This window comes from Luteimonas terrae (genome assembly GCF_004358165.1).
GTDB lineage: Bacteria > Pseudomonadota > Gammaproteobacteria > Xanthomonadales > Xanthomonadaceae > Luteimonas > Luteimonas terrae.
In genome coordinates this window covers 97,457-123,507 of the sequence record NZ_SMTG01000004.1, presented here as the reverse complement: position 1 = coordinate 123,507, position 26,051 = coordinate 97,457, and the positions used below count along the sequence as shown (strand labels likewise).

The 26,051-nt window shown below is 68.4% G+C and carries 17 protein-coding genes; 8 read left to right on the top strand and 9 right to left on the bottom strand.

All coding sequences use genetic code 11. The features are described from left to right. Positions 1–2: 2 nt before the first annotated feature. The 5 genes from E2F49_RS09760 to E2F49_RS09740 form a co-directional block, all read right to left on the bottom strand. The gene (locus tag E2F49_RS09760) at positions 3–3,065 is read right to left on the bottom strand and encodes a TonB-dependent receptor (protein ID WP_133393722.1); all 3,063 of its coding nucleotides are present in this window, start codon (positions 3,063–3,065) and stop codon (positions 3–5) included. Positions 3,066–3,370: 305 nt separating this feature from the next. Next, positions 3,371–4,669, bottom strand: a complete 1,299-nt coding sequence (locus tag E2F49_RS09755; protein WP_243713556.1) for an AGE family epimerase/isomerase — start codon at positions 4,667–4,669, stop codon at positions 3,371–3,373. Continuing rightward, entirely contained in the window at positions 4,666–5,664 is a 999-nt protein-coding gene (locus E2F49_RS09750; RefSeq protein WP_133393721.1) for a carbohydrate kinase family protein, read from the bottom strand. Before E2F49_RS09750 ends, E2F49_RS09755 begins: the two co-directional genes overlap by 4 nt. Next, positions 5,664–6,974, bottom strand: a complete 1,311-nt coding sequence (locus E2F49_RS09745; RefSeq protein WP_055251442.1) for a sugar MFS transporter — start codon at positions 6,972–6,974, stop codon at positions 5,664–5,666. Before E2F49_RS09745 ends, E2F49_RS09750 begins: the two co-directional genes overlap by 1 nt. Further along, on the bottom strand, positions 6,971–8,050 hold the full coding sequence (locus tag E2F49_RS09740; protein ID WP_133393720.1) for a LacI family DNA-binding transcriptional regulator: 1,080 nt from the start codon (positions 8,048–8,050) through the stop codon (positions 6,971–6,973). Before E2F49_RS09740 ends, E2F49_RS09745 begins: the two co-directional genes overlap by 4 nt. A 135-nt stretch (positions 8,051–8,185) precedes the next feature. Between E2F49_RS09740 and E2F49_RS09735 the strand changes: the two genes are divergently transcribed. From E2F49_RS09735 to uvrD, 4 genes are all read left to right on the top strand, one after another. Beyond that, positions 8,186–10,534: a GH92 family glycosyl hydrolase gene (locus E2F49_RS09735; RefSeq protein WP_133393719.1), complete on the top strand. Its 2,349-nt coding sequence runs from the start codon at positions 8,186–8,188 to the stop codon at positions 10,532–10,534. Between the two features lie 376 nt (positions 10,535–10,910). Then, positions 10,911–11,552: a TIGR00645 family protein gene (locus tag E2F49_RS09730; protein ID WP_055252087.1), complete on the top strand. Its 642-nt coding sequence runs from the start codon at positions 10,911–10,913 to the stop codon at positions 11,550–11,552. Between the two features lie 125 nt (positions 11,553–11,677). Then, positions 11,678–15,037, top strand: a complete 3,360-nt coding sequence (locus E2F49_RS09725; protein WP_133393718.1) for an EAL domain-containing protein — start codon at positions 11,678–11,680, stop codon at positions 15,035–15,037. A 42-nt stretch (positions 15,038–15,079) separates the two neighbouring features. Beyond that, positions 15,080–17,257 carry a DNA helicase II gene (gene uvrD / locus E2F49_RS09720; protein WP_133393717.1) on the top strand — a complete coding sequence of 726 codons (2,178 nt, stop codon included), beginning with the start codon at positions 15,080–15,082 and terminating at the stop codon, positions 17,255–17,257. A gap of 159 nt (positions 17,258–17,416) precedes the next feature. Here the strand turns inward: uvrD and E2F49_RS09715 are convergent, their stop codons facing one another. Further along, complete coding sequence (locus tag E2F49_RS09715) at positions 17,417–17,596, bottom strand: hypothetical protein (protein WP_055251447.1); 180 nt, start codon at positions 17,594–17,596, stop codon at positions 17,417–17,419. 96 nt (positions 17,597–17,692) lie between these two features. Then, positions 17,693–17,935, bottom strand: a complete 243-nt coding sequence (locus E2F49_RS09710) for a hypothetical protein (protein WP_133393716.1) — start codon at positions 17,933–17,935, stop codon at positions 17,693–17,695. A gap of 180 nt (positions 17,936–18,115) precedes the next feature. Between E2F49_RS09710 and E2F49_RS09705 the strand changes: the two genes are divergently transcribed. The 3 genes from E2F49_RS09705 (at position 18,116) to E2F49_RS16560 (ending at position 21,511) form a co-directional block, all read left to right on the top strand. Beyond that, complete coding sequence (locus E2F49_RS09705) at positions 18,116–20,185, top strand: S46 family peptidase (protein ID WP_133393715.1); 2,070 nt, start codon at positions 18,116–18,118, stop codon at positions 20,183–20,185. Between the two features lie 399 nt (positions 20,186–20,584). Continuing rightward, a complete protein-coding gene (locus E2F49_RS16565; RefSeq protein ID WP_208004851.1) occupies positions 20,585–21,139 on the top strand; it encodes an IS110 family transposase in 555 nt (184 codons plus the stop codon). Positions 21,140–21,148: 9 nt separating this feature from the next. After that, positions 21,149–21,511 (top strand): transposase, encoded by a 363-nt coding sequence (locus E2F49_RS16560; RefSeq protein ID WP_208004871.1) that lies wholly within the window; start codon positions 21,149–21,151, stop codon positions 21,509–21,511. Positions 21,512–21,525: 14 nt separating this feature from the next. Here the strand turns inward: E2F49_RS16560 and E2F49_RS09695 are convergent, their stop codons facing one another. Next, positions 21,526–22,566 carry an oxidoreductase gene (locus E2F49_RS09695; protein WP_133393714.1) on the bottom strand — a complete coding sequence of 347 codons (1,041 nt, stop codon included), beginning with the start codon at positions 22,564–22,566 and terminating at the stop codon, positions 21,526–21,528. Positions 22,567–22,573: 7 nt separating this feature from the next. Then, positions 22,574–22,870: a DUF2782 domain-containing protein gene (locus E2F49_RS09690; RefSeq protein WP_133393713.1), complete on the bottom strand. Its 297-nt coding sequence runs from the start codon at positions 22,868–22,870 to the stop codon at positions 22,574–22,576. A gap of 256 nt (positions 22,871–23,126) precedes the next feature. Between E2F49_RS09690 and polA the strand changes: the two genes are divergently transcribed. After that, positions 23,127–25,859 carry a DNA polymerase I gene (polA, locus tag E2F49_RS09685; protein ID WP_133393712.1) on the top strand — a complete coding sequence of 911 codons (2,733 nt, stop codon included), beginning with the start codon at positions 23,127–23,129 and terminating at the stop codon, positions 25,857–25,859. The last annotated feature ends 192 nt before the right edge of the window (positions 25,860–26,051 follow it).

Below are 26,051 nucleotides of genomic sequence, written 5' to 3'. Positions count from 1 at the left end.
GATCAGAACTTGTAGCGGAACCCGACCATGTAGCGGGGGCCGGTCTGCGTGGCGTAGAACACCTGACGCTCGTTGCGACCATGCGAACGCATGGTCTCGTCGGTCAGGTTGATCGCCTCGGCGTGGACCGAGAAGTTGTCGTTGACCTGGTAGCTGACATTCAGATCCAGCTGGCCGTAGGCCTCGACGTAGACCGGGTTCGGACGCCAGCTGTCGTAGGTGCTCGACAGGAACTCGTCGCGCCAGTTGTAGGCCGCACGCACCTGCCACGACCCCTTGTCGTAGAAGCCGACGAGGTTGGCCGAATCGCTGAGGCCGACCATCGCGAACTGGTCGCCGAGGTTGTAGTTGTCGTAGGTCAGATCGGAATCGACGATGGTGTAGTTCGCCGAGAGACCGAAACCGGACTCGCCGAACATGTGCTGGACATTGAGCTCCCAGCCGTCGAGCTGCGACGAATCGCGGTTGATCGGCACCGACACGCGGAAGACCGCCGACGGATCACCGGGCAGGCCGGCGATCGTGCCGGTCGGCTGACCGTTCTGATCGACGCCGGTGACGGTGACACCCGGGTCGCCGGCATGGTTGGCGAAGATGTACTGGCGCACGCAATTGCGGAAGTCGGTGCCGCCCACTGCGCAGCCATTGGCAACGGCCTCGTTGAAGTAGGCGCCGCCCACTGGCGTGGTCAGGTCGAACGGCGAGGTCTCGACGACCGAGGTGCCGATGTAGTTGTCGATGTCCTTGCGGAACCAGCCCACCGATACGTAGCTGCCCTCGCCGTAATACCACTCGAACGACAGATCGAGATTCTTCGACTCGAGCGGCTTGAGGCCGGGGTCGCCCTGCGAGCCGGTGCCGCCCTCGTAACCTGCGAACGAGTCGAGCGTCTGGCCACCCTGGATGTGGTTCCACTGCGGACGGCCGATGCTGTGGCCGTAGCTGGCGCGCAACACCATGTCCTCGGTGATCTTGAGGCTGGTGTCGAGGCTGGGCAGCCAGTATTCGTACTTGCCGCGCAGCGTGGTGAAATCGGGGTCGCCGAACTGGACCGAGAACTCGTTGGCGCCGGTCCAGACCAGACCCGTCGCGATCGGCACCAGTGCGCTGGAGGTGATGTCGGTCTCCTCGTAACGCACGCCGGCGGCCACACTGAGGGGCATCGAAAGATCCCAGGTGTTGCTCCACTGCACGTAGGCGCTCTTCGACTTTTCGGTCGTGCGACGGTCGGTGGTGAAGTTGTCCGGTGGCAGGTAGGCGGACTCGTCACCACCACGCGCGGCGATCGCCGCGGCGCGCAGCCTGTCGAAGTCGAACAGGTAGAACTGGCCGAAGGCGTTGCCGCTGCCGGAGAACTGGTCGAAGTACTGGCTGATGTTCCCGGGGATCCACAGATCGTCCGCGTAGTCCGCAGCGCCACCGCCGAAGCCACCCCAGTCGTCGCGCTGGGTGAAGTTGTAGGCAGTGCGGTTGTTGACTTCGGTGTAGGCGACGCCGAAGTCGAGCTGCGAGTAATCGGCGAAACGGAAGGTGCCGCGCACCTGGCCTTGGTCGACCTCGGACCTCATGTAGCTGTTACGGAACGACGAACCGGTGACCATCATCTCGCTCGGCGACACCGAGGTCTGGCCCGGCGGCAGCATCACCGACAGCACCGGGAAGTCGCCGCTGAAGTCGACGTTGGTCACGCCGCGTGCGAAAGCGGCGGTGCCGATCACGTTGTTCGAACCGTACGGACTGTCTGCGCCCGACTCGGCGCTGGAGCGATGGAAGTCGAACTCGAAGTCCAGCGAATCGGTGGCGGCCCATTCCACGTTGAAGCCGACCGACTTGTTCTCGTTCTTCGTCGCGAACTGCGCACCGGCCATCGCCAAGTCACCCGGGCGGATTTCGAAACCGGCCGGGCAGACGCCCATGGCGTCGCTGGCGGTCCATTGCTCGGTCGCCGGATTGAAGCAGCCCGCGTACTCGGTGTAGCTGATCGGCGCAGCGATCGGGCCGTCGGTCCACGAGGTCTGCGACGCAGCCTGGTTGAACCAAGTCGACAGCTCGTGGCGACGCTGCTGGATACGGTTCTCGGCGTAGGTGTAGTCGAGTGTTGCGGTGATCGTGTCGGTCGGTGCCCACTGCAGCGTGGCCTGACCGTTAGTGCGCTGGCGGCTAACGCCGTTGAGCGCGTAGATCAGGTTCTGCGGGATCGAATAGATGTCACCGGGGCCGGGCGGATTGGTCGCATTTGCCGCCGGTTCGGCGTTGGCCAGCGGGCCTTCGCCGCCGGGAAACGCGTACCAGCCTCCGCCGACAGCGGCTTCGTTGTAGCCGAAGTCGCGTTCCTGGTAGCTGCCGCTGAGCGCGATGCCGAAACGGCCGTCGTCGGTCTTGGTGCTGAAGATGCCCGACATCTCGCCGGTCCACTTCTCGCCCTGCATCTGCTTGGGCAGGTTGTCGACCGAGCTGTCGTGCACGGCCTTCATGCCGACGTTCGCCAGCGGCTCGCTTTCGAGCGGGCGCGCGGTCTTGATGTTGATCGTCGCGCCGATGCCGCCGGTGGCGGTGGCCGCGCGTGAAGTCTTGAAGACCTCAACGCCGGAGATCGACTCGGAGGCGAGATTGGCGAAGTCGAACGCGCGCGAGTTCGAGGCGTTGGTCGCCTCGATGCTCGACGCCGGCATCTGGCGGCCGTTGAGCAGCACCAGATTGAAGTCCGGGCCGACGCCGCGCACGGTGACCCGCGAGCCTTCGCCCTGCGAGCGGTCGATCGACACGCCCGAGATGCGCTGCAGGGATTCGGCAAGGTTGGTATCCGGGAACTTGCCGATGTCCTCGGCGACGATGCCGTCGACGACGCCCTGTGCGTCGCGCTTGAGGTTCATCGACGAGAGCAGGCTGCCGCGGATGCCGGTCACCGTCACGCGATCGAGCTCGGTGGCATCGTCGCTGGCGGCGCTATACGGGGTCTGGACTTCGTTCGGTTCCGCGACCTGCGCGGCGAGCGGCGGTGCGAGCGCAAACAGGAGCGCGGACGTGAGAAGCCGCTTCTTAGGCGCGGCGTGCGAGTGCTTCATGGATCTCCCCTCCCAAGGATTCACATGCGGTCTGGTCGTGTGCCCGCGCGTCCGGGGGATGCGGGCGTTGTGCAACAGCGCGGATTGGATGTCAGGTTGACAGCGTTGTCAACGGGGCGGCGCATGCGGGAGCGAATCGGCGGCGGAACCCGCGGATAAAGAGCCTTTCTGTTGCATTGCAGCAGCTTCCAGCGACTCCGTGGACTGCGCTGGAACAGGAGGCGTTGGGCGGAGTGCAGACCCGCCGGTGCACGCGTATCCGGAGTGGGTCATGCGCTGTGCACGAAGCGACGAGGCGGGATCCGTCAGGCGCCGAGCTGCCTGCCGTGCGCGCCGCGCATCACCGCCAGTACGTCATGGCAGGCGCCCATCGTGTGGTAATCGGTCTTGCCGGCGGGGCTCTTGAGGTCGTCGAACTTGCGGTTCTCGCGATCGAGGATCCGGAACCAGGCGCCGTGTACGTGGTCGACGAAATGTCGCCACACGTAGTCCCACAGCCGCAGGTAATCGTCGCGGTACCGCGTGTCGCCAGTCGCATCGAACAGACGCCACGCGGCGGCGATCGCTTCGGCCTGCACCCAGAAATACTTGTCGGCGTCGCACCAGAACATCGTCCCGGACGCGAGATCCGGTGGCGTGGCGCCGGGTGCGGGCGAGGCATCGCGCAGCGACTCGGGCGCGAAGCCGTAGACGATGCCGCCGTGTTCGGGGTCCCAGCCGTGCATCAGCGCCATGTCGTAGAGATGGCGCGCCGTCGGCAGCAGCCAGTCCGGTGCGTCGGCGCCCAGATGCGCCCGCAGCGACAGCAGCAGCTTGGCCCATTCGACCTGGTGGCCGGGCTGGAAACCCCAGGGCCGGAACAGATGCTTGGGATCGTCGCGGTGATAGTCCCAGTCGACCGACCAGTCGGCGTGCCAGTGTTCCCAGACCAGGCCACCCGACAAGGCGGCCTGCCGGCGGGTCATGTGGTCGGCGAGGACGAGCGCGCGCTGCAGGTAACGCGCGTCGCCGCCGGCTTCGTGCGCGGCGATGAGCGCTTCGCACAGATGCATGTTCGCGTTCTGGCCGCGGTAGCCGCTGTAGCGCCAGGCGGCATCGGCCTCGTCGCGGTACAGGCCCGCGTCGGCGTCCCAGGCGTGACGTTCGAGCAGGTCCCAGGTTTCGTCCATCCATGCCGCGGTCGGCAGGCCGGCCTTGCGACCGCTCGCACACGCCAGCAGTACGAAGGCCATGCCGTAGCTGTGCCGGGTGGCGTCTTCGACCTTGCCGTCGCGCAGGGTCCACGCGTAGCCGCCGCGCTCGGGATCGCGATGCGCCTCGCGCAGATAGCGCAGACCGTGCATCGCGGCGTTGCGCCAGGCGTCGGCGTGGCGCGAATCGGCGAACTCGGCCGCCGCCATCGCGTAGTCGTAGACGAAGCGCGTGCTGCTGACGAGGTGGCGATGGCCGCGGTCGTAGACGCTGCCGTCGTCGCGGAAGTAATGGAAGAAGCCGCCGTCGGGATCGATCGCGCGCGGGTGATAGAACGCCATCGTATCGGCGATGTGCGCGCGCAGCGTGGCCTGTGCGGTGAAGTCGGGCGTTGGTGTGGCAGGCAGGTTCAAGACGTGGTCTCCAGCAGGGCGCGCAACGAAGCGGTGTCGGGCATCGCATCGAACGCGCCGTGGCGGGTGGTGGCGAGCGCGCCGGCGGCGGCGCCGTGACGCAACAGGTCGGCGCGCAGCGTGTCGTCCTCGAATGCCGCGACGAGACCGCCGCGGTCGACGCCGCGTTCGACCAGCCGATGCAGGAGGCCGGCCACGAAGGCATCCCCGGCGGCGGTGGTGTCGATCGGATCGACGCGGAATGTATCGACGCTGCCGGCCCGCGTCCGGGTCCACCAGCGCAGGGGCGCTGCGCCGTTGGTTACGACAAGCACCTGCGTGTCGCCGGCGAACAGGCGGGCGACCGTCGCGGCGATGTCGCCGTCGCCGGTCAGGAACGCGAGTTCTTCGTGGCTGAGCTTCACGAGCGCGGCGCGCGCGAGCGCCTGCCACAACGTCGGTGACGGATCGACGCCGCGTGGCCACAGGGCGGGGCGCAGGTTGAGATCCTGGCTGACCAATGCGCCTGCGGCATCGGCGCGCGACATCGCCTGCAAGGTGGTGGCGGCGATCGCCGGCGCGGTCATGCTGTTGGAGCAGACGTGCAGGATCGCGACATCGTCGAACGCGTTGCCGGCGAAGTCCGTCTCGGTGAACAGCAGGTCCGCGGCCGGCGGGCGATAGAAGCTGAAACTGCGTTCGCCGTCGTCGGCCAGCGACACGAAGGCCAGCGCAGTCGGCGCCTCATGGGTGCGGCGCACCTGCGAGATGTCGACGCCGCGCGCGGACAACGCTGCCTGTAGTGCATCTCCGAACATGTCCTGCGCCAGCATGCCGATGAAGCGCGCGCGACCGCCGAGCGCAGCCACGCCGACGGCCACGTTCGCCGGCGCGCCGCCGGGCTGTTCGACGAAGCGGCGCTGGCCGTTGTCCGCCCGCTCGGCGCGGAAGTCGATCAGCGCTTCGCCGAAGCAGGCGATCGTGCGGCGCGCCGATGTCTGCACGACTTCTTCCATCAGTGCATTGCGCTCGGACGCGGCGCCGGCGTCGCAGCAGCGGCCAGTTCGGCGCCGCTCAGGCGCGAGCCGCGCAAGCCGTACCAGATGATGTAGACGTAGCAGACCAGCGGCACGACGAACGCGTGCTGGATGCCGATTCGATCGGCCAGCGCACCCTGCACCAACGGGATGATCGCGCCGCCGACGATCGCCATCACCAGCAGGCTCGAGGCCTTGCTGGTCAGCGTGCCCAGGCGTTCGATCGCAGTGGTGAAGATGGTCGGGAACATGATCGAGTTGAACAGGCCGACCGCCAGCGCGCTCCACATCGCCACGCTGCCGGTCGTGGTCATGGTGACCACCAGCAGCAGGCAGACCATGCCGGCGGCGAAGCCGAGCAGCTTGCGCGCGTCGATCTTCGTCATCAGCGCCGCGCCGATGAAGCGGCCGACCATCGCGCCGCCCCAGTAGAAGGCGAGGAAGCGCGAAGCCGCTGCTTCGCTCAGGCCGCCGATTTCAGGCTCGGCCATGTAGTTGATGAGGAAGCTGCCGATCGCGACTTCCGCGCCGACGTAACAGAAGATGCCCAGCACGCCCCAGCGCAGGTGCGGCTTGCGCAGGGCTTCCAGATACGTGTGATGTACGGCCGGGCTGGCTTCGGTGGAATCGCGCAAGCTCGGAATGCGCATCAGCAGCACGAACACGGCCATCAGCAACAGGCCGCCCGAGAGCAGCAGATAGGGCATCTCGACCGAACGCGCCTCGGCCGCGCGATACGCGGCCTGTTCGGCGGCGCCCATCGCGGCGATCTCGTCGGCGCCGAGCACCGCGCCGACCAGGATCAGCGGGCCGATCAGCAGCGGGAACACTGTCGTACCCAGGGAGTTGAGCGCCTGCGCCAGATTCAACCGGCTGTGCGAGGTTTCCGGCCGGCCGAGCAGGCTGATGTATGGATTGGCCGCGACCTGCAGCAGCGTGATGCCGCTGGCGAGCACGAACAGCGCGGTGAGGAACACCGGATACGACGGCAGTCGTGCCGCCGGATAGAACATCGCCGCACCGATCGCGGCGATGACCAGGCCGATCACGATGCCCGCCTTGTAGCCCACCCGCGCGACCACCGCGCCGGCGGGCATCGACATCAGGAAATACGCGCCGAAGAACGTGAACTGGATCAGCATCGTCTGCGCGTAGTTCATCGAGAACACGGCCTTGAGGTGCGGAATCAGCACGTCGTTGAGACTGGTCAGGCCACCCCAGGTGAAGAAGATCAGACTGACCACTGCGATCGCGGCGGGGTTGGACATCGTGTGCTTGGGCGGGCTCATGCGGCGGGACCTCGGGCCTGGACGGACGACTGGAGTGGGCTGTCGGGCGCGGCGGCTGTGCTGGCACGGACCTGCAATGCGACCGGAGCGATCGTGGTGTGGGGGGATGCGGGCAACTCACCGCGCAGGCGCGCGAGCACCAGGCGCGCGGCCTGCAACCCGCGTGCGCGCGGTTCGGTGGCGATGGTGGTGAGCGCCGGCGTGGCGAAGGCGGACTCGGCGATGTCGTCGAAACCGACGACGGCGAAATCGGCGCCGGCGCGGCGGCCGCAGGCGGCAAGGCCGGCCATCAGCCCGAGCGCGACGGCGTCGTTGTAGCAAACGGCTGCGGTCGGCGCGGGATCGCGCACGAACAGCGCCGGCGTCTGGCGCGCAGCCTCCTGGCGGGTCGGCGCGCACTCGATCAGCCACGCGGGGTCGGGCGTGATGCCAGCCGCAGCCAGCGCGTCGCGATAGCCCTCGCGGCGTTCGCTGCAGGAGCTCGAATCGCGATGGCCGCCGAAGAACGCGATCGCGCGGTGGCCTCGGGCCAGCAGGTGTTCGGTCGCCAGACGCGCACCGGCGCGGTTGTCGAGCGCGAGGTAGTCCCAGTCGCCCGGACCGTCGCCGTCGAGCCTGCGATTGAACAGCAGCACCGGCAGGCGCGCACCGAGCACGCGACGCAGGCGGGCGGCGCTGCTGTGCTCGGCGGGCGAGAGGATCAATGCGGCCGGGTCGTGCTCGACCAGCGAGGCCAGCACCGCGTGCTGGCGTTCGACCGATTCGCCGGTGCTGCCGAGCAGCAGCACGTGGCCGGCTTCGGCCAGCGCGGCGTCGACGCCTGCGGCGAATTCGGCGAAGAACGGATTGGCCAGATCGTTGACGACCAGCGCGACCGCATTTACGGCGCCGGCGCGACGCAGGCTGGCGGCACCGCGGTGATAGACGTAGCCCTGCCGGTCCAGCTCGGCGCGTACCCGGGCGCGGGTATTGGGATGCACCTGCGGGTTGTCGCGCAGCACCATCGACACCGTCGCCTTGGACAGTCCACAGGCGGCGGCGATATCGGCCAAGGTTACGCGGCGCTGTGGCGTCATCGAAGGCGATTGAACCGGTTCAGAAGCGCGCATGGTGACCGGCGGGCGCACCGACGGCATCCTGCGGCGCAACATGCGGCGATCGCGCGCCGATGCTAGGTTCGCGGCCATTGAACCGATCCAGACGAGGCCGCGATGGCGAGGTGGGGCGCAGCGATGACGATGGCGATGGGTGTGCTGCTGGGCGCGGGACCGGCGCTGGCGGAAGCGCGCGACGTGGGCGCCAAGGCTTACGACTCGGTGGACCCCTTCATCGGCACTGGCGGCGAAGGCCACACCTTCCCGGGTGCGACGGTGCCCTTCGGCATGGTCCAGCTGAGCCCGGACACGCGCATCCAGCCGCGCGCGCAGGGTTACGACTGGGCGGCGGGCTATCGCTACGACGACAGCAGCATCGTCGGCTTCTCGCACACGCATTTTTCCGGCGCCGGCCATTCCGATCTCGGCGACGTGCTGCTGATGCCGGTCACCGGCCCCGAGAAGCTCGAGCGTGGCGATCCCGACACGCCCGGCAGCGGCTACACCTCGCGCTTCCGCCACGACGACGAGATCGCGCGCCCCGGCTACTACGCCGTCACGCTGGATGACTACCGCGTGCGCGCCGAACTCACCGCGAGCGCGCGGGTCGGCGTGCACCGCTACACCTTCCCGGCGGACGAGGACGCGCGTGTGCTGCTCGACCTGCGGACGTCGATGTACGACTACCCCGGTAAGATCCTGTGGTCGCGCTTGCGGCAGATGCCCGACGGCACCGTCACGGGCTTTCGCGAAACGCGCGGCTGGGCGCCGGGTCGGCAGCTGTACTTCGCGATGCGCTTCTCGCGCCCGCCGACCGGCCACGCCTTCCACAACACCGAGACCGACATCGCCTACAAGGGTTTCGCGCCGCCGGCCGACCGCGTGCCCGGCGAGCGTGCGCAGATCGAGGGCCGGCAGCTGGTCGGCACCTTCGACTTCGGCAAGCTCGACGCGCCGCTGGTGGTCAAGGTCGCGATCTCGTCGGTCGACGAGGCCGGTGCGATTGCCAATCTCGATGCCGAAGTGCCGGACTTCGATTTCGACCGCGTGCACGCTGCGGCAAAGGCCAAGTGGATCGACGCGCTGTCGGTGCTGGATGTCGAAGCGCCCGACGCCGAGCGCCGCAGCGCCTACACCGCGCTCTATCACACGCTGCTCGGGCCGACCTTGTTCATGGACGCCGACGGTCGTTACCGCGGACCGGACCAGGCCGTGCACACGGCCGAGGCCTTTGACCACTACTCGACGTTCTCGCTGTGGGACACCTATCGCGCCCTGCATCCGCTGCTGACCATCGTGCAGCCCGAGAAGCGCAACGCCGACTTCGTCAATTCGCTGCTCGCGCACCGGCGCCACAGCCCCTACGGGATCCTGCCGGTGTGGTCGTTCCACGGGCAGGAGACATGGACGATGATCGGCTACCACGCGGTGCCGGTGATCGCAGATGCGTATCTGAAGGGCATCCGCGGCTTCGACGCCGAGGAGGCGCTCGACGCGATGGTCGCCAGCGCGTCCTACGGGCCCTACGACGGCCTGCGCCAGTACATGGAGCTGGGCTGGGTGCCGATCGATGAAGAGGGCGAGGCGGCGTCGAAGACGCTCGAATACGCCTACGGCGACTGGACGATCGCGCGCATGGCGCAGGCGATGCACCGCGACGAGGTTGCGCGTGACTTCGACGCGCGCGCGGCGAACTGGCGCAACGCTTTCGACGCCCAGACCGGCTTCATGCGCGCGAAGAACCGTGACGGCAGTTTCCGCACGCCCTTCGATCCGACCGCCAGTGGCTATGGCACCGACTACACCGAAGGCAACGCCTGGCAATACTCGTGGTACGTCCCGCACGACGTCGCCGGCCTCGTCGCCGCGCACGGCGGCGCCGATGCGCTGCTCGGCAAGCTCGATGCGGCGTTCGAGGCCGAGGTCGACCCGGCGATCTTCGAACACATGGAAGACATCACCGGCCTGATCGGCTGGTACGCCCACGGCAACGAGCCCAGCCACCACGTCGCGTATCTGTACGCCTACGCCGGGCAGCCTTGGCGCACGCAGGCGCGGCTCAAGCAGATCATGGACACGCAGTATGCCGACCGGCCCGACGGCCTCGCCGGCAACGACGACCTCGGCCAGATGTCCGCCTGGTACCTGTTCACCGCGCTGGGCTTCTACCCGGTCGCGCCGGGCAGCGGCGAATACGTGATCGGCCGGCCGTTCCTGCCGCGCGCGAGCCTGCGGCTGCCGAACGGCAAGCGCTTCACGATCGTCGCCGACGGTCTCGAGCAGGGACACGGCTACATCGGCGCGGCGACGCTCGACGGCAAACCGTTGGAGCGCGCATTCCTGCGTCACGAGGAGATCCTGGCCGGCGGCGAGCTGCGCTTCACGATGCAGGCCGAGCCGTCGCGGGCGTGGCCGGGCACACAGGCGCAGGCGCCGTATTCGATGACCGCCACATCCGCGCGCTGAGCGCGCGGACTGCGAACCGGTCTGTGTGCGCAGACGCGGTCACGGCCGCGTCCGACCGCCGTTGCACGCGGGTCGACGACATCCTCGATCCTCCCAAATCGTGGACGCGATACCGGCGGCACCGCGGTTTGCGTTGTACCGGGCTGCTGACAACGCTGTCAATTTTCCATACCCGTCACAAGGTGGAGGGCGCGCCGCCTGCGCGACAGGACGCGACTGTTCGACAACGCCGGCATTGCGCTGCAACACCGGGCTGCCGCGGGGTCGGCTGCGCATTCACAGCGCCAATCAAACCGACCGGTCAGGCGATTGGCAAAGTCATGGGCGCTCGCTACATTCCGCGCACCCCACACTTCGATCAGCCACGATGTCGACCCTGTCCGCCCCGCCGCCGCGCCTGAACCCGCTGTCCTACGTCATCTTCGGTTCGCGCTGGCTGCAGCTGCCGCTGTATCTGGGTCTGATCGTCGCGCAGTGCGTCTACGTGTTCCTGTTCCTCAAGGAACTCTGGCACCTCGTGCACGGCGCCAACAGCCTGACCGAGCAGGGCATCATGCTGCTGGTGCTGGGGCTGATCGACGTGGTCATGATCTCCAACCTGCTGGTGATGGTGATCGTCGGCGGCTACGAGACATTCGTCTCGCGCCTCGGCCTGCACAACCACCCCGACCAGCCCGAGTGGCTGAGCCACGTCAACGCCAGCGTCCTCAAGGTCAAGCTGGCGATGGCGATCATCGGCATCTCCTCGATCCACCTGCTCAAGACCTTCATCGCCGCCGGCGAAGTGGGCCTGCCGGTGTGCGGCTCGACCGATTTCATCGCCGCCGCGACCGCGCACGCGCAGGCGATCGCCGCCGGGCTGACGCTGGCCGCGCCGGCCTGCACCAAGGTCACCACCGCCGGCGTGATGTGGCAGACCATCATCCACGGCGGTTTCATCCTCTCGGCGATCGGCATCGCCTACACCGACCGCCTGATGACCCAGGGCGCGGCCAAGCGCGAGCACATCGGACACTGAGCATCGTCCGCTGATCCCGACGCCGCCTTGGGCGGCAACTGTGGCAGCATCGTGGTGCCATGACACGGGGACGTCGGGCCGCAATGCGGGATCAGGGGGCAGTCAGTCGGAACCAGTCGGATGGCGTGCGGACGCGCCGTCGACGCAACCGTGCGCTGCTCATCGGCGGTCTGCTGGTGGCCAGCGTCTGCGCCGCCGGCTGGGTGGTGGCCTGGAACGATCTGCGCGTCCGCCAGGAGGCCGGCGAGCGTTACGTGCTGGACATCTCGGCCGGCCTTGCGCGCAACCTCGAACTGACGCTGGGCAATCTCGAGCGGGCCTTCGGCGGTATCGCCGCGGATCTTGAGGTGATCCGCCAGCAGGCGCCGGAGGCGGGCGCGGCCCTGGCCGAAGAAGCCGTCCGCGGCGTGCGCGCGCGGCACCCGGACCTGCAGGATCTCGCGCTGGTGGACGACCGGCCCGCGTTCGCGACCGATACCGGCGATGCGCGCCTCCAGGTCGGCGGCCCGGTGCGCGCGGCCGACGGCGCGGGTTGGGTGTTGCCGCTCGCCCGTCCCGTCACCGGCGAACCGGGCGCGCCGACGCGCTGGCTGTCGGGGCACCTGCGGGTCGCGCCCCTGCACGCGCTGCTGCGCGAACTCGACATGGGGCGCAGCGGCACGGCGAACTTCATCCACCGCAACGGCCGCATCGTCACCCGCTCCGATGCCGAAGACCGGTTCGCCGGCACCGACCTGCGCCACTCGCTGCTGTTCACGCACGGCGTGAACCTGTCCAACGCCGGCCTGTTGGAGGGCCGCAGCGATCTCGACCACACGCAGCGGCTGATCGGGTTCCGGGCACTGGAGCGCTATCCGCTGATCGCCACCGTGGGCGTCGCGCGCAACGATCTGCTCGCCGGCTGGTGGGGGTTCGTGGCCGCGCTCGCCACCGGCGGTGTGCTGCTGCTCTTGGCCTGGCTGACAGGCGTGCGCATGCTGGTCGTGGGCGAGCGCCGCGAGCGGGCCCTGAGCGCCGACATCGCCCGCTCCGAGGGCGAGATCGTCGATCTGGCCGCGCGCGTGCGCGATGTGGAAGCGCAATACCGCTACCTCTACGAACAGCATCCGCTGCCGGCGCTGGTCTACGACCGCGAGACGCTGCGGATGCTGGCCGTCAACGACGCGGCGATCGCCGAATACGGCTACACGCGCGAGGAATTCCTCGCACTGCAGGCCGATGCGATCACCGTCGGCATGGATGGCGAGGCCATCCGCCGGGAGGTCGCGCGCGCGCCGGCGGCGCACATCGGTCGGCGCTTCCAGCACCTCCGCCGCGACGGCAGCACGTTCTGGGTGATGGTGTATTCGAGCAGTCTCGAGTTCCTCGGCCGGCCGGCGCGTCTGGTGCTTGCGCTCGACACCAGCGATCGCGAACGCGTGGAAGCCGAACGCGCGCGCACCGAGGCGCGCTTCCAGATGGTCGCCCGGGCCACCAGCGACGCGATCTGGGACTGGGACGTCGCAAGCGGCACGCTGTGGTGGAACGACGGCTTCACCACGCAGTACGGCTGGGACTGGCGCATCCACGCCGCGACGATCGCCGGCTGGGAAGCGCTGATGCATCCCGACGACGCCGCGCGTGTGGGGGACGATCTTCAGGCCGCCATCGTCGACGGCCGTACCGAATGGAGCGCGCAGTACCGGCTGCGCTGCGAGAACGGCGACTACGCCACGGTCGAGGATCGCGGGCTGATCCTGCGCGATGCGGACGGCACCGCGGTGCGCGTGGTCGGCGGCATGCTCGACGTCACCCGCCAGCGCCGCGACGAATCGGACCTGCGTCTGTTGCGCCGCGCGGTGGAGGCCACCGAGAACGGCATCGTCATCACCGATGCGCGCGCCGCCGACGACCCCATCGTCTACGTCAATCCCGCGTTCTCGCGCATCACCGGCTGGCAGGCCGAAGACTGCATCGGCCGCAACTGCCGGTTCCTGCAGGGCGACGAGCGCGACCAGCCCGCAAGTGCCGATATCCGCGACGCCATCGCGCAGGCGCGCGAGATCCGCGTGCAGATCCGCAACTACCGGCGCGACGGGTCACCGTTCTGGAACGAGCTGCGCATGGCGCCGGTGCGCGACCAGGACGGCGCGCTCACCCATTTCGTCGGCATCCTCAACGACATCAGCGACCGGCGCCGCGTGGAAGACGCGCTCGCGCATCGCGCCACGCACGACGCGCTCACCGGCCTGCCGAACCGCGAACTGGTGATGGCGCGGCTGGGCGAGGCGGTGGCGCGCGCGGATGCCGGCGAGGGCTGCGTGGGTCTGGTGTTCGTCGATCTCGACGACTTCAAGCTCATCAACGACAGCCTCGGCCATGCCAGCGGCGACGAAGTCCTGCGCACCGTCGCCCGGCGTTTGCGCGCGGCGCTCGAGCCCGGCGACACGGTCGGGCGCTTCGGCGGCGACGAGTTCGTGCTGGTGTTGAACGCGGTCGACCGCGAGGCCGTCGCGCGTGCAACCGAAGCGGTGTTCGAGGCGCTGTCGCAGCCGATGGAGATCGGCACCGCCTCGCTGCAGATCACGCCCAGCATCGGCTACTGCCGGCACCCCGGCGACGGCGACGATCCGGCGATGCTGCTGCGCCACGCGGACCAGGCGATGTACCAGGCCAAGCAGCTCGGCCGGAACTGCGTCGTCGCCTATCGCGACGAGTTCGGCGCCCAGGCCAGCGAACGGCTCGCGCTGGTCTCGCAGCTGCGAGACGCGCTGCAGACCGGCCAGTTCGCGCTGGTCTTCCAGCTGCAGTTCGACCACCGGCGACAGCCGGTCGGCATGGAGGCGCTGCTGCGCTGGCGTCATCCCGAGCGTGGCCTGCTGACGCCGGATGCGTTCATCGCGGTCTGCGAGGACAGCGGGCTGATCGTGCCGATCGGCCGCTGGGTGCTGCGCGAAGCCGCGCGCCATCACCAGATCCTCGTCGCGCACGGCTGGGGACATCTGCGCATCGCGGTGAACGTCTCGGCCGCGCAGTTCCAGCAGGGGCTGGTCGAGGACGTGCTGTCGGTGATGCAGGCCTTTGCGCTGCCGGCCGGCATCCTCGAACTGGAACTGACCGAAAGCGTGGTCATGGCCAGTCCGGACGCGGTGATCCGCGACATGGCCACGCTGCGCGATGCCGGCGCCTGCATCGCCATCGACGACTTCGGCACGGGCTATTCCAGTCTCGCCTACCTCAAGCGCCTGCCGCTGCACCGGGTCAAGCTGGACCGCTCGTTCGTGCGCGACCTGGGCCGCGACCCGGACGACGAGGCGATCTGTGACGCGATCCTGCGCATGGCCCAGCGGCTGGGCCTGTGCACCACCGCCGAAGGCGTCGAGACGGACCTGCAATGGGAGTGGCTCTCCACGCACGGCTGCGAGGAACTGCAGGGCTATCTGTTCGCGCGCCCGATGCCGTTCGAAGACGTGCTGGCGCTGCTGGAGGCTCCCGGCACGCCCTGAGCCGTCGCAGGTCCGGCGACGGCGACCGCGTAGAATGGCGCGATGGATGTGTCCCACCTCATCGACGGCCTCAACGCCGCGCAGCGCCAGGCCGTCACCGCCCCCGATTCCCATTATCTCGTGCTCGCCGGCGCCGGCAGCGGCAAGACCCGCGTGCTCACGCACCGGATCGCCTGGCTCAACGAGGTGGTCGGCGTGCCGGCCCACGGCATCTTCGCCGTGACCTTCACCAACAAGGCCGCGGCCGAGATGCGGCACCGTGTCGACGCGCAGCTGCGCAACGGCGCGCGCGGCATGTGGATCGGCACCTTCCACGCCCTGGCGCACCGCCTGCTGCGCCTGCACTGGCAGGACGCGAAGCTGCCCGAAGGCTTCCAGATCCTCGACAGCGACGACCAGCTGCGGCTGGTCAAGCGCGTCGTGCAGCAGCTCGAACTCGACGATGCGCGCTTCCCGCCGCGGCAGATCGCCTGGTGGATCAACGCGCAGAAGGACGAGGGCCGCCGCCCGCAGCACATCCAGGACGGCGCCGACGAATGGTCGGACGTCATGCGCAAGGCCTACGCGCTGTACCAGGAACGCTGCGACCGCGCGGGTCTGGTCGATTTCGCCGAGATCCTGCTGCGCGCGCACGAGCTGCTGCGCGACACGCCTGCGCTGCTGGCGCATTACCGCCAGCGCTTCGGCCACCTGCTGGTCGACGAGTTCCAGGACACCAACGCCATCCAGTACGCCTTCGTGCGCGTGCTGGCCGGTGAGACCGGCAAGGTCTTCATCGTCGGCGACGACGACCAGGCGATCTACGGCTGGCGCGGTGCGCAGGTCGAGAACGTGCAGCGCTTCCTGCGCGATTACCCCGGCGCGGAGACCATCCGCCTCGAACAGAACTACCGCTCGACGGCCAACATCCTGGGCGCGGCGAATGCGGTGATCGCGCACAACCCCGAGCGCCTGGGCAAGCAGCTGTGGACCGACAGCGGCGAGGGCGATCCGATCGACCTCTACGCGGCCTACAACGAGATCGACGAGGCCCGCTACGTCGTCGAGCGCGCGCTGCAGTGGGTGCGCGACGGCGGTTCGCACGGCGACATCGCGATCCTCTACCGCAGCAATGCGCAGTCGCGCGCGATGGAAGAACAGCTCGTCGCCGAGCAGGTGCCGTACCGCGTCTACGGCGGCGTGCGCTTCTTCGAACGCGCCGAGATCAAGGACACGCTGGCCTATCTGCGCCTGGTCACCAATCGCGACGACGACGCGGCGTTCGAACGCGCGGTCAACACCCCGCCGCGCGGCATCGGCGAGCGCACGCTCGACGAAGTGCGCCAGCAGGCGCGCGCGCAGGGCATTCCGCTGTGGGAATCGGCGATCCGCTGCGCGCAGGGCAACGTGCTGACCGGTCGCGCGCGCAACGCGCTGGCCGGGTTCGCGCAGCTGATCGACCAGCTCACGGCCGAGCTCGCCGAGCTCACGCTCAAAGACAAGATCGACCATGTCCTGGCGCGTTCGAACCTGCGCGTGCACTACACCAACGAGTCTAAGGGCAGCGCCGATTCGCGCGTCGAGAACCTCGACGAACTGGTCTCGGTGGCCTCGCGCTTCGTGCGCGGCGACGACGAGGAGAGCGCGCAGCTGACCGAACTGGTCGCGTTTCTCGCCTACGCCTCGCTCGAAGCCGGCGAAGGCCAGGCCCAGGCCGGCGAGGACGGCGTGCAGTTGATGACGCTGCACAGCGCCAAGGGCCTCGAATTCCCGTTGGTGTTCCTGGTCGGATTGGAAGAAGGCCTGTTTCCGAGTGCACGCACCGCCGAAGAGAGCGGGCGCCTCGAGGAAGAGCGCCGGCTCGCGTACGTGGGCATCACCCGCGCGCGCCAGAAGCTGGTGCTGACGTATGCCGAGGCGCGCCGCCTGCACGGCCAGGACATGTTCGGCGTGCCCTCACGCTTCCTGCGCGAGATTCCGCCGGCGCTGCTCAACGAAGTCCGCCCGAAGGTGCAGGCTACGCGCGCGAGCTTCCCGCAGCGCCAGCGCGACATGGGCCACGCAAGCCTGGCGCCGTCGGTGGGCGTGCGCATCGGACAGAGCGTGACCCACGCCAAGTTCGGCGCCGGCACCGTGATCGACATCGAAGGCGACGGCGCGCATGCACGCGTGCAGGTCAATTTCGACGACGCCGGCAGCAAGTGGCTCGTGCTGGCCTACGCGAACCTGGAGCCGGCCTGAGTACCTGGCCCTCGGCCTGTCGGGCCTGCCATCTGCCGCGGGTGCGATGCGCGGGATGCGCACCTACCGGTGGGGCGCTGCGTCCCTTGCGCGCCGCCACGCATCACCCTGCGACGCGCACGACTTACATCGAACGGGTCCCCGGGCGCCGGTCGTCGATCAGGCCGACGGCGGATCCGGGCGTCGCGTGCGCGAGACGGCCTTGACGATGCCCAGGCCCAGCAGCACGACCACGCCGACGCCGATCCACTGCGGCGCGAGGCCGGCGAGATGGGCACCGTAGGCCAGGCCGCCGATCAGCACGAGCATGCCCACCAGATAGATCGAGAACGAAGACATCGGTCGCTCCAGTCGTAGATGACGGCGGGATGCTAGCGAGGCCGGTGTGAGGGCGATCCGCATTCAGCTGAACCGGTGGCATCGCCACCAGTCGACTCATTCGCGGATTTCGAAGTCTGGATTCTCGTCCAGTGCGCCGTCTCCATCGACGACGATCCAGCGCGTACCGTCCTTGTCGAACAGCACCGGCACGGGGTCGCGGAACAGCGGCCGGCGCACGAAGCGCAAGGTCCAGCCGAAGAGTTCCAGCGTGGCGATGGCGCTCGCCTGCGCGGCGGTGAGGCCGGCGCGGAGCGCCGCGTGGTCGGGAGCGTCGGGGCTGCGGCGTTCGGGGGTCATCGGATCCTCGGGCGTCGGCGACCGCCTCCGTGCGTCGCGCGTGTGTGCATGCTACGTGAATACGCGCGGGCGGCCAAACGGACGATCCATGACCTTCCGGCCACGCCCGCGGCATCGCGCACGGGTACGCTGGGCGGCCCGACGGCCGCGACCCGGCCGCCCCGATCCGGAGACTCGTCCATGGCGTCACCCACGCCCCCCGCCGCCCGCCGGGCGCGCACCCTGCTCGCCGCCACCGTCGGCGGTCTGCTGCTGTCACCCGCCGCTTTCGCGGCCGAAGGCATGTGGACGCTCGACAACCTGCCCAAGGCGCAGCTGCAGCAGCAGTTCCAGTTCTCGCCCGACCAGAACTGGATCGATCACGCGATGCAGTCCTCGGTGCGCCTGGCCGGCGGCTGCTCGGGCTCGTTCGTGTCGCCCGACGGGCTGGTGCTGACCAATGCGCACTGCGTGGTCGGCTGCGTGCAGGGCCTGTCCTCGCCACAGCGCGACCTGCAGAACGACGGCTTCGTCGCCGACGCGCGTGGTGAAGAGCTGCAGTGCCCGGCCGAGGAACTCAACGTGCTGCGCGGCATCACCGACGTCAGCGCCCGCATCGCCAAGGCCGCCGAGGGCAAGCAGGGCCAGGCGTATGTGGAAGCCCGCAACGCAGAGAAGGGACGCATCGAATCGGAGTGCGTCGGCAGCGACGAGGCCAAGACCCGTTGCGACGTGGTCGAGCTGTACAACGGCGGCCAGCAGCACCTCTACCGCTACCACCGCTATTCCGACGTGCGCCTGGTGTTCACGCCCGAATATTCGGTCGGCTTCTTCGGTGGCGATCCCGACAATTTCAACTTCCCGCGCTACAACCTCGACGCCGCCCTGCTGCGCGCCTACGAGGACGGCAAGCCGGCGAACGTCGAGCACCACTTCACGCTGAAGCCCGAGGGCGCGGAGGCCGGCGAACTGGTGATGGTCACCGGCCACCCCGGCCGCACCCAGCGCCAGCTCACCGTGGCGCAGCTGGAAACCGTGCGCGACGTCAGCCTGATCAACAACCTGCTGTGGCTGTCCGAACGCCGCGCGATGCTGGGCCAGTACGGCCGCATCGGCGAGGAGGCCACGCGTCAGGCGCAGTCGGATCTGACCTTCACCGACAACAGCTACAAGGTCTTCCGCGGCCAGCTGCAGGCGCTGCTCGACCCGCAGGTGTTCGCCGGCAAGCGCGCCGAGGAAGCCCGCCTGCGCGAAGGTGTCGACGCGGCGCCGTGGAACGAGGTGGAAGCGGCGCAGGTCGTCGCACGCCAGCTGGCCGTGCCCTACATGCTGCTCGAGCAGGGTCGTGCCTTCGATTCGCGCCTGTTCGGCATCGCCCGCGTGCTGCTGCGCGGCGGCACCGAACGCGCCAAGCCCAACGATGCGCGCCTGCCCGAGTTCCAGGAGGCCGGCCAGGGCCGCCTGCGGCAGACGCTTATGAGCAGCGCGCCGGTGTATCCGGAGTTCGAGATCGCCAAGCTGACCTGGTCGCTGACCAAGTTCCGCGAGCTGCTCGGCACCGACGATCCGCTGGTGAAGTCGGTGCTCGGCACGCAGTCGCCGGCGCAGGTCGCCAAGGCGCTGGTCGAAGGCTCGAAGCTGGCCGACGTCGCCGAGCGCGAGCGTCTGTGGGCGGGTGGTGCGGCCGCGGTCGAGGCTTCGGATGATCCCTTCATCCGCGTCGCCCGCACGATCGACGCCGCCGCACGCGCGGTGCGCCAGCGCCAGGAGTCGGAGGTGTCGTCGATCGAATCGCGCGCCGCCACGCAGATCGCCAAGGTGCGCTTCGACAAGCTCGGCACCACGGTGTATCCGGATGCGACCTTCACCCTGCGCCTGTCGTATGGCGATGTCGCCGGCTGGGAGGAGAACGGCAAGTCCATCGAGCCGTTCACTACGATGGCCGGCGTGTTCGCGCGCAACACCGGGGCAGAGCCGTATGCGCTGCCACAGCGCTGGCTGGATGCGCAGAGCCGGATCGCTGGCGACACGCGTTTCAACTTCGTCAGCACCAACGACATCATCGGCGGCAACTCCGGCAGCCCGGTGATTAACCGCGACGCCCAGGTCATCGGCCTGGCCTTCGACGGCAACATCCACTCGCTGGGCGGCAGCTTCTGGTACGACCCCACGCTCAACCGCACGGTGTCGGTGCACAGCGCGGCGATCATCGAATCGCTGAAGTCGGTGTACGGCGCCGACGCGCTGGTGGGTGAGCTGCTGCAGAAGTAAGCGGCGTCATCGTGTGAGACCGAAACGGCGCCCCGGATTCCGGGGCGCCGTTTTCGTATCCGCTGTTCGTAGGATGGGTAGAGCGCAGCGAAACCCATCGTCGCGATGCGCTACGCACCCGCTGCCCATGTAGGAGCGGCCCATGGCCGCGATGAAGCTTTACCGGTAGAGCCATCGCGGCCATGGGCCGCTTGTGTCTGCATCCGCGGGTAGTGTTTGGGTGGAGAGCGATGTGCGGCACGCCGACAGGCCGCAGTGTTCGAGCACGTGTAGGAGCCAGGGCGGCCGCACATCGACCTCGTTCCCAAGCCCGAACAGTTGAACGAGCCCAAGCTCGAACTTCACAAGCGTGGGTAGGAACGAGGCGGCTCTCTCCTGTCGCCCAGTCTACGGATTCCCATGTCGCTTCGGATCGGTATCGATGTCTCCAAGGCCACGCTGGCCATTCACCTGCTGCCGGATGGCTGTTCGCTCAGCATCCCCAACACGGCGGTCGGCTTTGCCCGACTGCTCGCCCTGATCGATGCGCGCCCGGTCGAGAACATCCTGCTGGAGGCCACCGGCGGGTACGAGCGGGCCTTGATGCGGGCCCTGGTCGATGCCCGGTTGCCAGTGACCCGGATCAATCCGCGTCGCGCCAAGGCCTTCGCCCAGGCCATGGGTCGGATCGCCAAGACTGACCCCATCGATGCGGCCATGCTGGCCCGGATGGCCGAGGTCGTCGTGCAGACGCGCATTGATCCCAGTCCGGCACAGGAGGATTTGCGGGCGCTGGTGCAGCGACGTTCGCAGCTGATCCAGTGCCGCGACGACGAACGTCGTCGGCTCCAGCAGGCCACGCTGCCGCGCGTGCGCGATTCGCTGATCGAGCACATCGGCTACCTGCGCAAGCAGATCAAGGCGCTCGAAAAGGACATTGTTCGCGCACGCCAGCGCATCGACTCGGACCTGTGAGACCGGCTCCTGGCTATCGACGGCATCGGAGACGTCACCGCGGCGAGCCTGCTGGCCTATCTTCCCGAGCTGGGCCAGCTCGACCGTCGGCAGATTGCGGCGCTGGCCGGTTTGGCGCCCTACAACGTCGACAGCGGCCAGAAGCGCGGCAAGCGCCGTATCCGCGGTGGCCGCATGGCAATCCGCAACGTGCTGTACATGGCGTGCTGGTCGGTGATCCGCAAACAGCCGGATTTCAAGGCCCGCTACGACCGGCTACGCAGCAATGGCAAGTGCGCCAAGCTCGCCGTCACTGCCTGCATGCGCGTGCTGCTGACCCGGCTCAATGCCATGGCGCGCGACAGGACTGAATGGATCGTCATACCGGGGTAGGAAGACAGTTGCTCCTACAGAATCGCGATGCGTCCGCTCGCGGCGCTGTCGATTGCAGCCTGCAGCACCCGCATCACATCGAGCGCTTCGGCCAGCGTGACCGGCGGCGCGATACTGCTGCGGATCGCATCGCGCACACCTGCATAGAACGCGCGGTAGTCGCCCGCAGGCGCGGGAGACGGGCCTTCGACTATCGTGCCGTCGCCCTGCACCCGCAGCAGCCGGCCCGGCGCCGGGTCGACGCCCCAATCGTCGCCGCCGGGCACTGCGCCATCGCGCAGCGCCGCTTCCTGCGGATCGAGCCCATGCTTGAACCAGCTGCCGCGCGTGCCGTGCACCGAGAAGCGCAGGCCGGCACCCGGCACCATCGCGCCCGCATGCAGCACCACGCGCAGGCGCGGATAGCGCAGCACGACATGGAACCAGTCGTCGACCTCGGCGCCCGCGCGCTGGATCGCGATGTCGGCCTGCACCGCCTCCGGCAACCCGAACAGCTGCAGCGCCTGGTCGACCAGATGCGGTCCGAGGTCCAGCCACAGGCCCGCACCGGGACCGCTGCGCTCGCGCCAGCGATCGGGCACGACCGGGCGGAATCGATCGAAATGCGAATGCACTTCGGCGATGTCGCCGATCTCGTCGTCGGCGAGCAGCGCCCTCAATGCGAGGAAATCCGCATCCCAGCGACGGTTGTGGAACACCGTGAGCAGGCCGGTCGATGCACGCGCGACCTCGGCGACTGCGCTCGCCTCGTCCAGGTCGATCGCGAACGGCTTGTCGACGACCACATGCCGCCCGGCCCGCAGCGCGGCGATCGCCAGTGGCGCATGCGTGGCATTCGGTGATGCGATGACGACGAGATCGATGTCCGGATCGTCGAAGGCCGCCTGCGGTGTTGCGATCACCCGGACGTCCGGGTAATCGGCATGCACCTTGTCCGCATCGCTGGACACCACGGTGTGCAGCCACAGCCTGGGCGTCGCCGCGATCAACGGCGCATGGAAGACGCGCCCGGCGAGGCCGTAGCCGACCAGCGCGACCCGCAACGCCTCGGCCACGAACGGATTACCAGCCGAACAGCTTGAAATAGGTTTGTGGCACGTCGTCGCGATCGCCGTCGATGCTGCCGTCGCCGTTGCGGTCGTACAGGAAGTAGGCCGGACCGCGCGAGGGCACGACCTGCACCGCGCGCAGTTGGCCGTTGATGCGGTACTCGATGATCTGGTCGCCGTTGGACTCGGTGCGCGTGACCTGTTCGGCATCCGGCGAAATGCCTTCGGGGAACGCGCCGGAGCCTGTGGTGGCGCAGGCAGCCAGGCCGAGCAGGGCGGCGGCGAGCAGGGGCAGTCGGGTCGTGTGCATGGCGGTGTCCTTCCTGCGCGTCGGCGATGGACCGACAGTATGCGCGGGCGTGGATCGCGCCGGGGTGATGCGTCGCAGAACCTGCCCAATGTCCGTCGCGAGCGCAGCCTGACGGCGTGTGGCGGAACGCAGGAAGCGCAGCGTACGAACGGTACGTGAGCATTCCGAGTACCGCACGCGCGCCGTCAGGCAAGCGCAGCAGGACATAGGGGAGGTTCTCACGGGCTGCGTCGGGGGCGGCGGTAGAATCGCCGCCATGAAACGCCTCATCCTGATCGACGGGTCCTCGTACCTGTACCGCGCCTTCCACGCCCTGCCGCCGCTGACCAATGCCGACGGCGAACCCACTGGCGCGCTGTTCGGCATCGTCAACATGCTGCGCGCGACGATCAAGGAGGCGCCGGACTTCGCGGCCTTCGTCGTCGACGCGCCCGGCAGGACCTTCCGCGACGATCTCTACGACCAGTACAAGGCCAACCGCCCGCCGATGCCCGACGATCTGCGCGCGCAGGTCGAGCCGATGTGCGCGATCGTCGAGGCGCTGGGCTTTCCGATCCTGCGCGTGGCCGGCGTGGAGGCCGACGACGTGATCGGCACGCTGGCCCTGCAGGGCAGCGAGGCCGGCATCGATGTGACCATCTCCACCGGCGACAAGGATTTTGCCCAGCTGGTGCGTCCGCGCGTGACCCTGGTCAACACCATGAGCGGCAGCCGCATGGACAGCGACGCGGCCGTGCTCGACAAGTTCGGCGTGCGCCCCGACCAGATCGTCGACATGCTCGCGCTGATGGGCGACAGCATCGACAACATTCCCGGCGTGCCCAAGTGCGGCCCGAAGACGGCGGCGAAATGGCTGGCCGAATACGAATCGCTGGACGGCGTGATTGCGAACGCGGCGAACATCAAGGGCAAGATCGGCGACAACCTGCGTGAAGCGCTGCCGCAGCTGCCGTTGAGTCGTGAGCTGGCGACGATCAAGACCGACGTCGCGCTCGACTGCATGCCCGAGACGCTGGTGCTGCGTCCGCGCGATGCCGATGCGTTGCGCGGTCTCTATGCGCGCTACGGCTTCACCCAGGCCCTGAAGGAACTCGACGGTGGCGTGCTCGAGTCCGCACCTGCAGCCGCAGGTTCTGCCCCCGCACAGGCGCCGGCCGCGCTCGATCCCGCACTGGCCGGTCCCGGCGAGTACGAAACGGTGATGACGCAGGCCACGCTCGACGACTGGATCGCCAAGCTGCAGGCCGCCGACGAGTTCGCCTTCGACACCGAGACCGATGCGCTCGATGCGATGCGCTCCAATCTCGTCGGCATCAGCCTGTCGGTCGAATCGGGCCGCGCGGCCTACATCCCCCTGGCGCACGACTATCCCGGCGCACCGGCGCAGCTCGATCGCGCGCTGGTGCTCGACGCGCTGCGGCCGCTGCTGGCCGATCCCGCCAAGCGCAAGCTCGGCCAGCATGGCAAGTACGACATCCACGTGCTGCGCCGCCATGGCGTCGAGGTGCAGGGCTACGCCGACGACACGCTGCTGGAAAGCTTCGTGCTCGACGCCGGCATCGCCCGCCACGACATGGACGCGCTCGCGAAGCGCCATCTGGGCATCGACACGATCACGTTCGAACAGGTCGCCGGCAAGGGCGCCAAGCAGATCTCCTTCGCCCAGGTCGCCATCGACGACGCCACGAAGTACGCGGCCGAGGATGCCGACATCACCCTGCGCCTGCACCGCGTGCTCAAGCCGCGCGTCGAGGCCGACGCCGGCCTGTCGCGCGTCTATGGCGAGATCGAGATGCCGCTGGTGCCGGTGCTCGCGCGCATCGAGGCCAACGGCGTGAGGGTCGACGTCGAGGAACTGCGCCGGCAGAGCGCCGACCTCTCGCGGCGCATGCTCGCCGCGCAGCAGAAGGCGACCGAACTCGCGGGGCGCACCTTCAATCTCGATTCGCCCAAACAACTGGGCGCGCTGCTGTTCGACGAGCTGAAGCTGCCGGCCGCGGTCAAGACGCCCAAGGGCCAGCCGTCGACGAACGAGGAGGCGCTCGAAGCGATCGCCGACCAGCACGAACTGCCGCGGGTGATTCTCGAGTACCGCGGCCTGACCAAGCTGCGCAGCACCTACACCGACAAGCTGCCGGAGATGATCAACGCCGACACCGGTCGCGTGCACACCAGCTACCACCAGGCCGGCGCCGCGACCGGGCGGCTGTCGTCGTCGGATCCCAATCTGCAGAACATTCCGATCCGCACCGACGACGGGCGTCGCATCCGGCGCGCCTTCGTCGCGCCGGAAGGGCGGCGCCTGGTCGCCTGCGACTACTCGCAGATCGAGCTGCGGATCATGGCTCACCTGTCCGAGGATCCGGGTCTGGTGCGCGCGTTCGAGTCCGGCACCGACGTGCATCGCGCAACGGCGGCCGAAGTGTTCGGCCGCACGCTCGACGAGGTCACCCAGAACGAGCGTCGCGCGGCCAAGGCGATCAACTTCGGCCTGATGTACGGCATGAGCGCGTTCGGCCTGGCCCGCAATCTGGGCATCGGCCGCGGCGAAGCACAGGACTACATCGCGCTGTATTTCTCGCGGTATCCGGGCGTGCGCGATTTCATGGAGCGCACCCGGCAGCAGGCGCGCGAGCGGGGCTACGTCGAAACCGTGTTCGGCCGGCGCCTGACGCTGGACTTCATCCAGAAAGGCAATGCCTCGCAGCGCGCCGGCGCCGAGCGCGCCGCGATCAATGCACCGATGCAGGGCACGGCGGCGGACATCATCAAGCGGGCGATGGTGTCGATCGACGGCTGGATCGCCGGGCACGCGGACCGGGCGAAGATGATTTTGCAGGTGCACGACGAACTAGTGTTCGAGGCCGACACCGGGTTCGTCGACACGCTTCTGGAAGAGGTCGTGCAGCGCATGATCGGCGCGGCCGAACTGCGGGTGCCGCTTGTCGTCGACAGCGGCGTCGGCGTGAACTGGGACGAGGCGCATTGAGCGTCTCGGTCCGTGCTGCATTGTGCCGCTTCTGGCGACGCGGCTCCGGAAGCGGATGCGGAGTAAATGCGTCCTGAATCCAACAGAAAATTAACCGTTATCTTCACGATCCATCCATCCGCCGGGTGTTCTCATAACCCTCGACAGATGCAAGGTCTGTCGCAGATCCCTCCCTTCCCCTGGAGTGATCGA

Excerpts from the sequence above, each read along its gene's own strand:
- E2F49_RS09760 (WP_133393722.1), bottom strand. The coding sequence starts at position 3,065 with ATGAAGCACTCGCACGCCGCGCCTAAGAAGCGGCTTCTCACGTCCGCG.
- E2F49_RS09750 (WP_133393721.1), bottom strand. The coding sequence starts at position 5,664 with ATGGAAGAAGTCGTGCAGACATCGGCGCGCCGCACGATCGCCTGCTTC.
- E2F49_RS09745 (WP_055251442.1), bottom strand. The coding sequence starts at position 6,974 with ATGAGCCCGCCCAAGCACACGATGTCCAACCCCGCCGCGATCGCAGTG.
- E2F49_RS09740 (WP_133393720.1), bottom strand. The coding sequence starts at position 8,050 with ATGACGCCACAGCGCCGCGTAACCTTGGCCGATATCGCCGCCGCCTGT.
- E2F49_RS09735 (WP_133393719.1), top strand. The coding sequence starts at position 8,186 with ATGGCGAGGTGGGGCGCAGCGATGACGATGGCGATGGGTGTGCTGCTG.
- uvrD (WP_133393717.1), top strand. The coding sequence starts at position 15,080 with ATGGATGTGTCCCACCTCATCGACGGCCTCAACGCCGCGCAGCGCCAG.
- E2F49_RS09715 (WP_055251447.1), bottom strand. The coding sequence starts at position 17,596 with ATGTCTTCGTTCTCGATCTATCTGGTGGGCATGCTCGTGCTGATCGGC.
- E2F49_RS09710 (WP_133393716.1), bottom strand. The coding sequence starts at position 17,935 with ATGACCCCCGAACGCCGCAGCCCCGACGCTCCCGACCACGCGGCGCTC.
- E2F49_RS09705 (WP_133393715.1), top strand. The coding sequence starts at position 18,116 with ATGGCGTCACCCACGCCCCCCGCCGCCCGCCGGGCGCGCACCCTGCTC.
- E2F49_RS16565 (WP_208004851.1), top strand. The coding sequence starts at position 20,585 with ATGTCGCTTCGGATCGGTATCGATGTCTCCAAGGCCACGCTGGCCATT.
- E2F49_RS09690 (WP_133393713.1), bottom strand. The coding sequence starts at position 22,870 with ATGCACACGACCCGACTGCCCCTGCTCGCCGCCGCCCTGCTCGGCCTG.
- polA (WP_133393712.1), top strand. The coding sequence starts at position 23,127 with ATGAAACGCCTCATCCTGATCGACGGGTCCTCGTACCTGTACCGCGCC.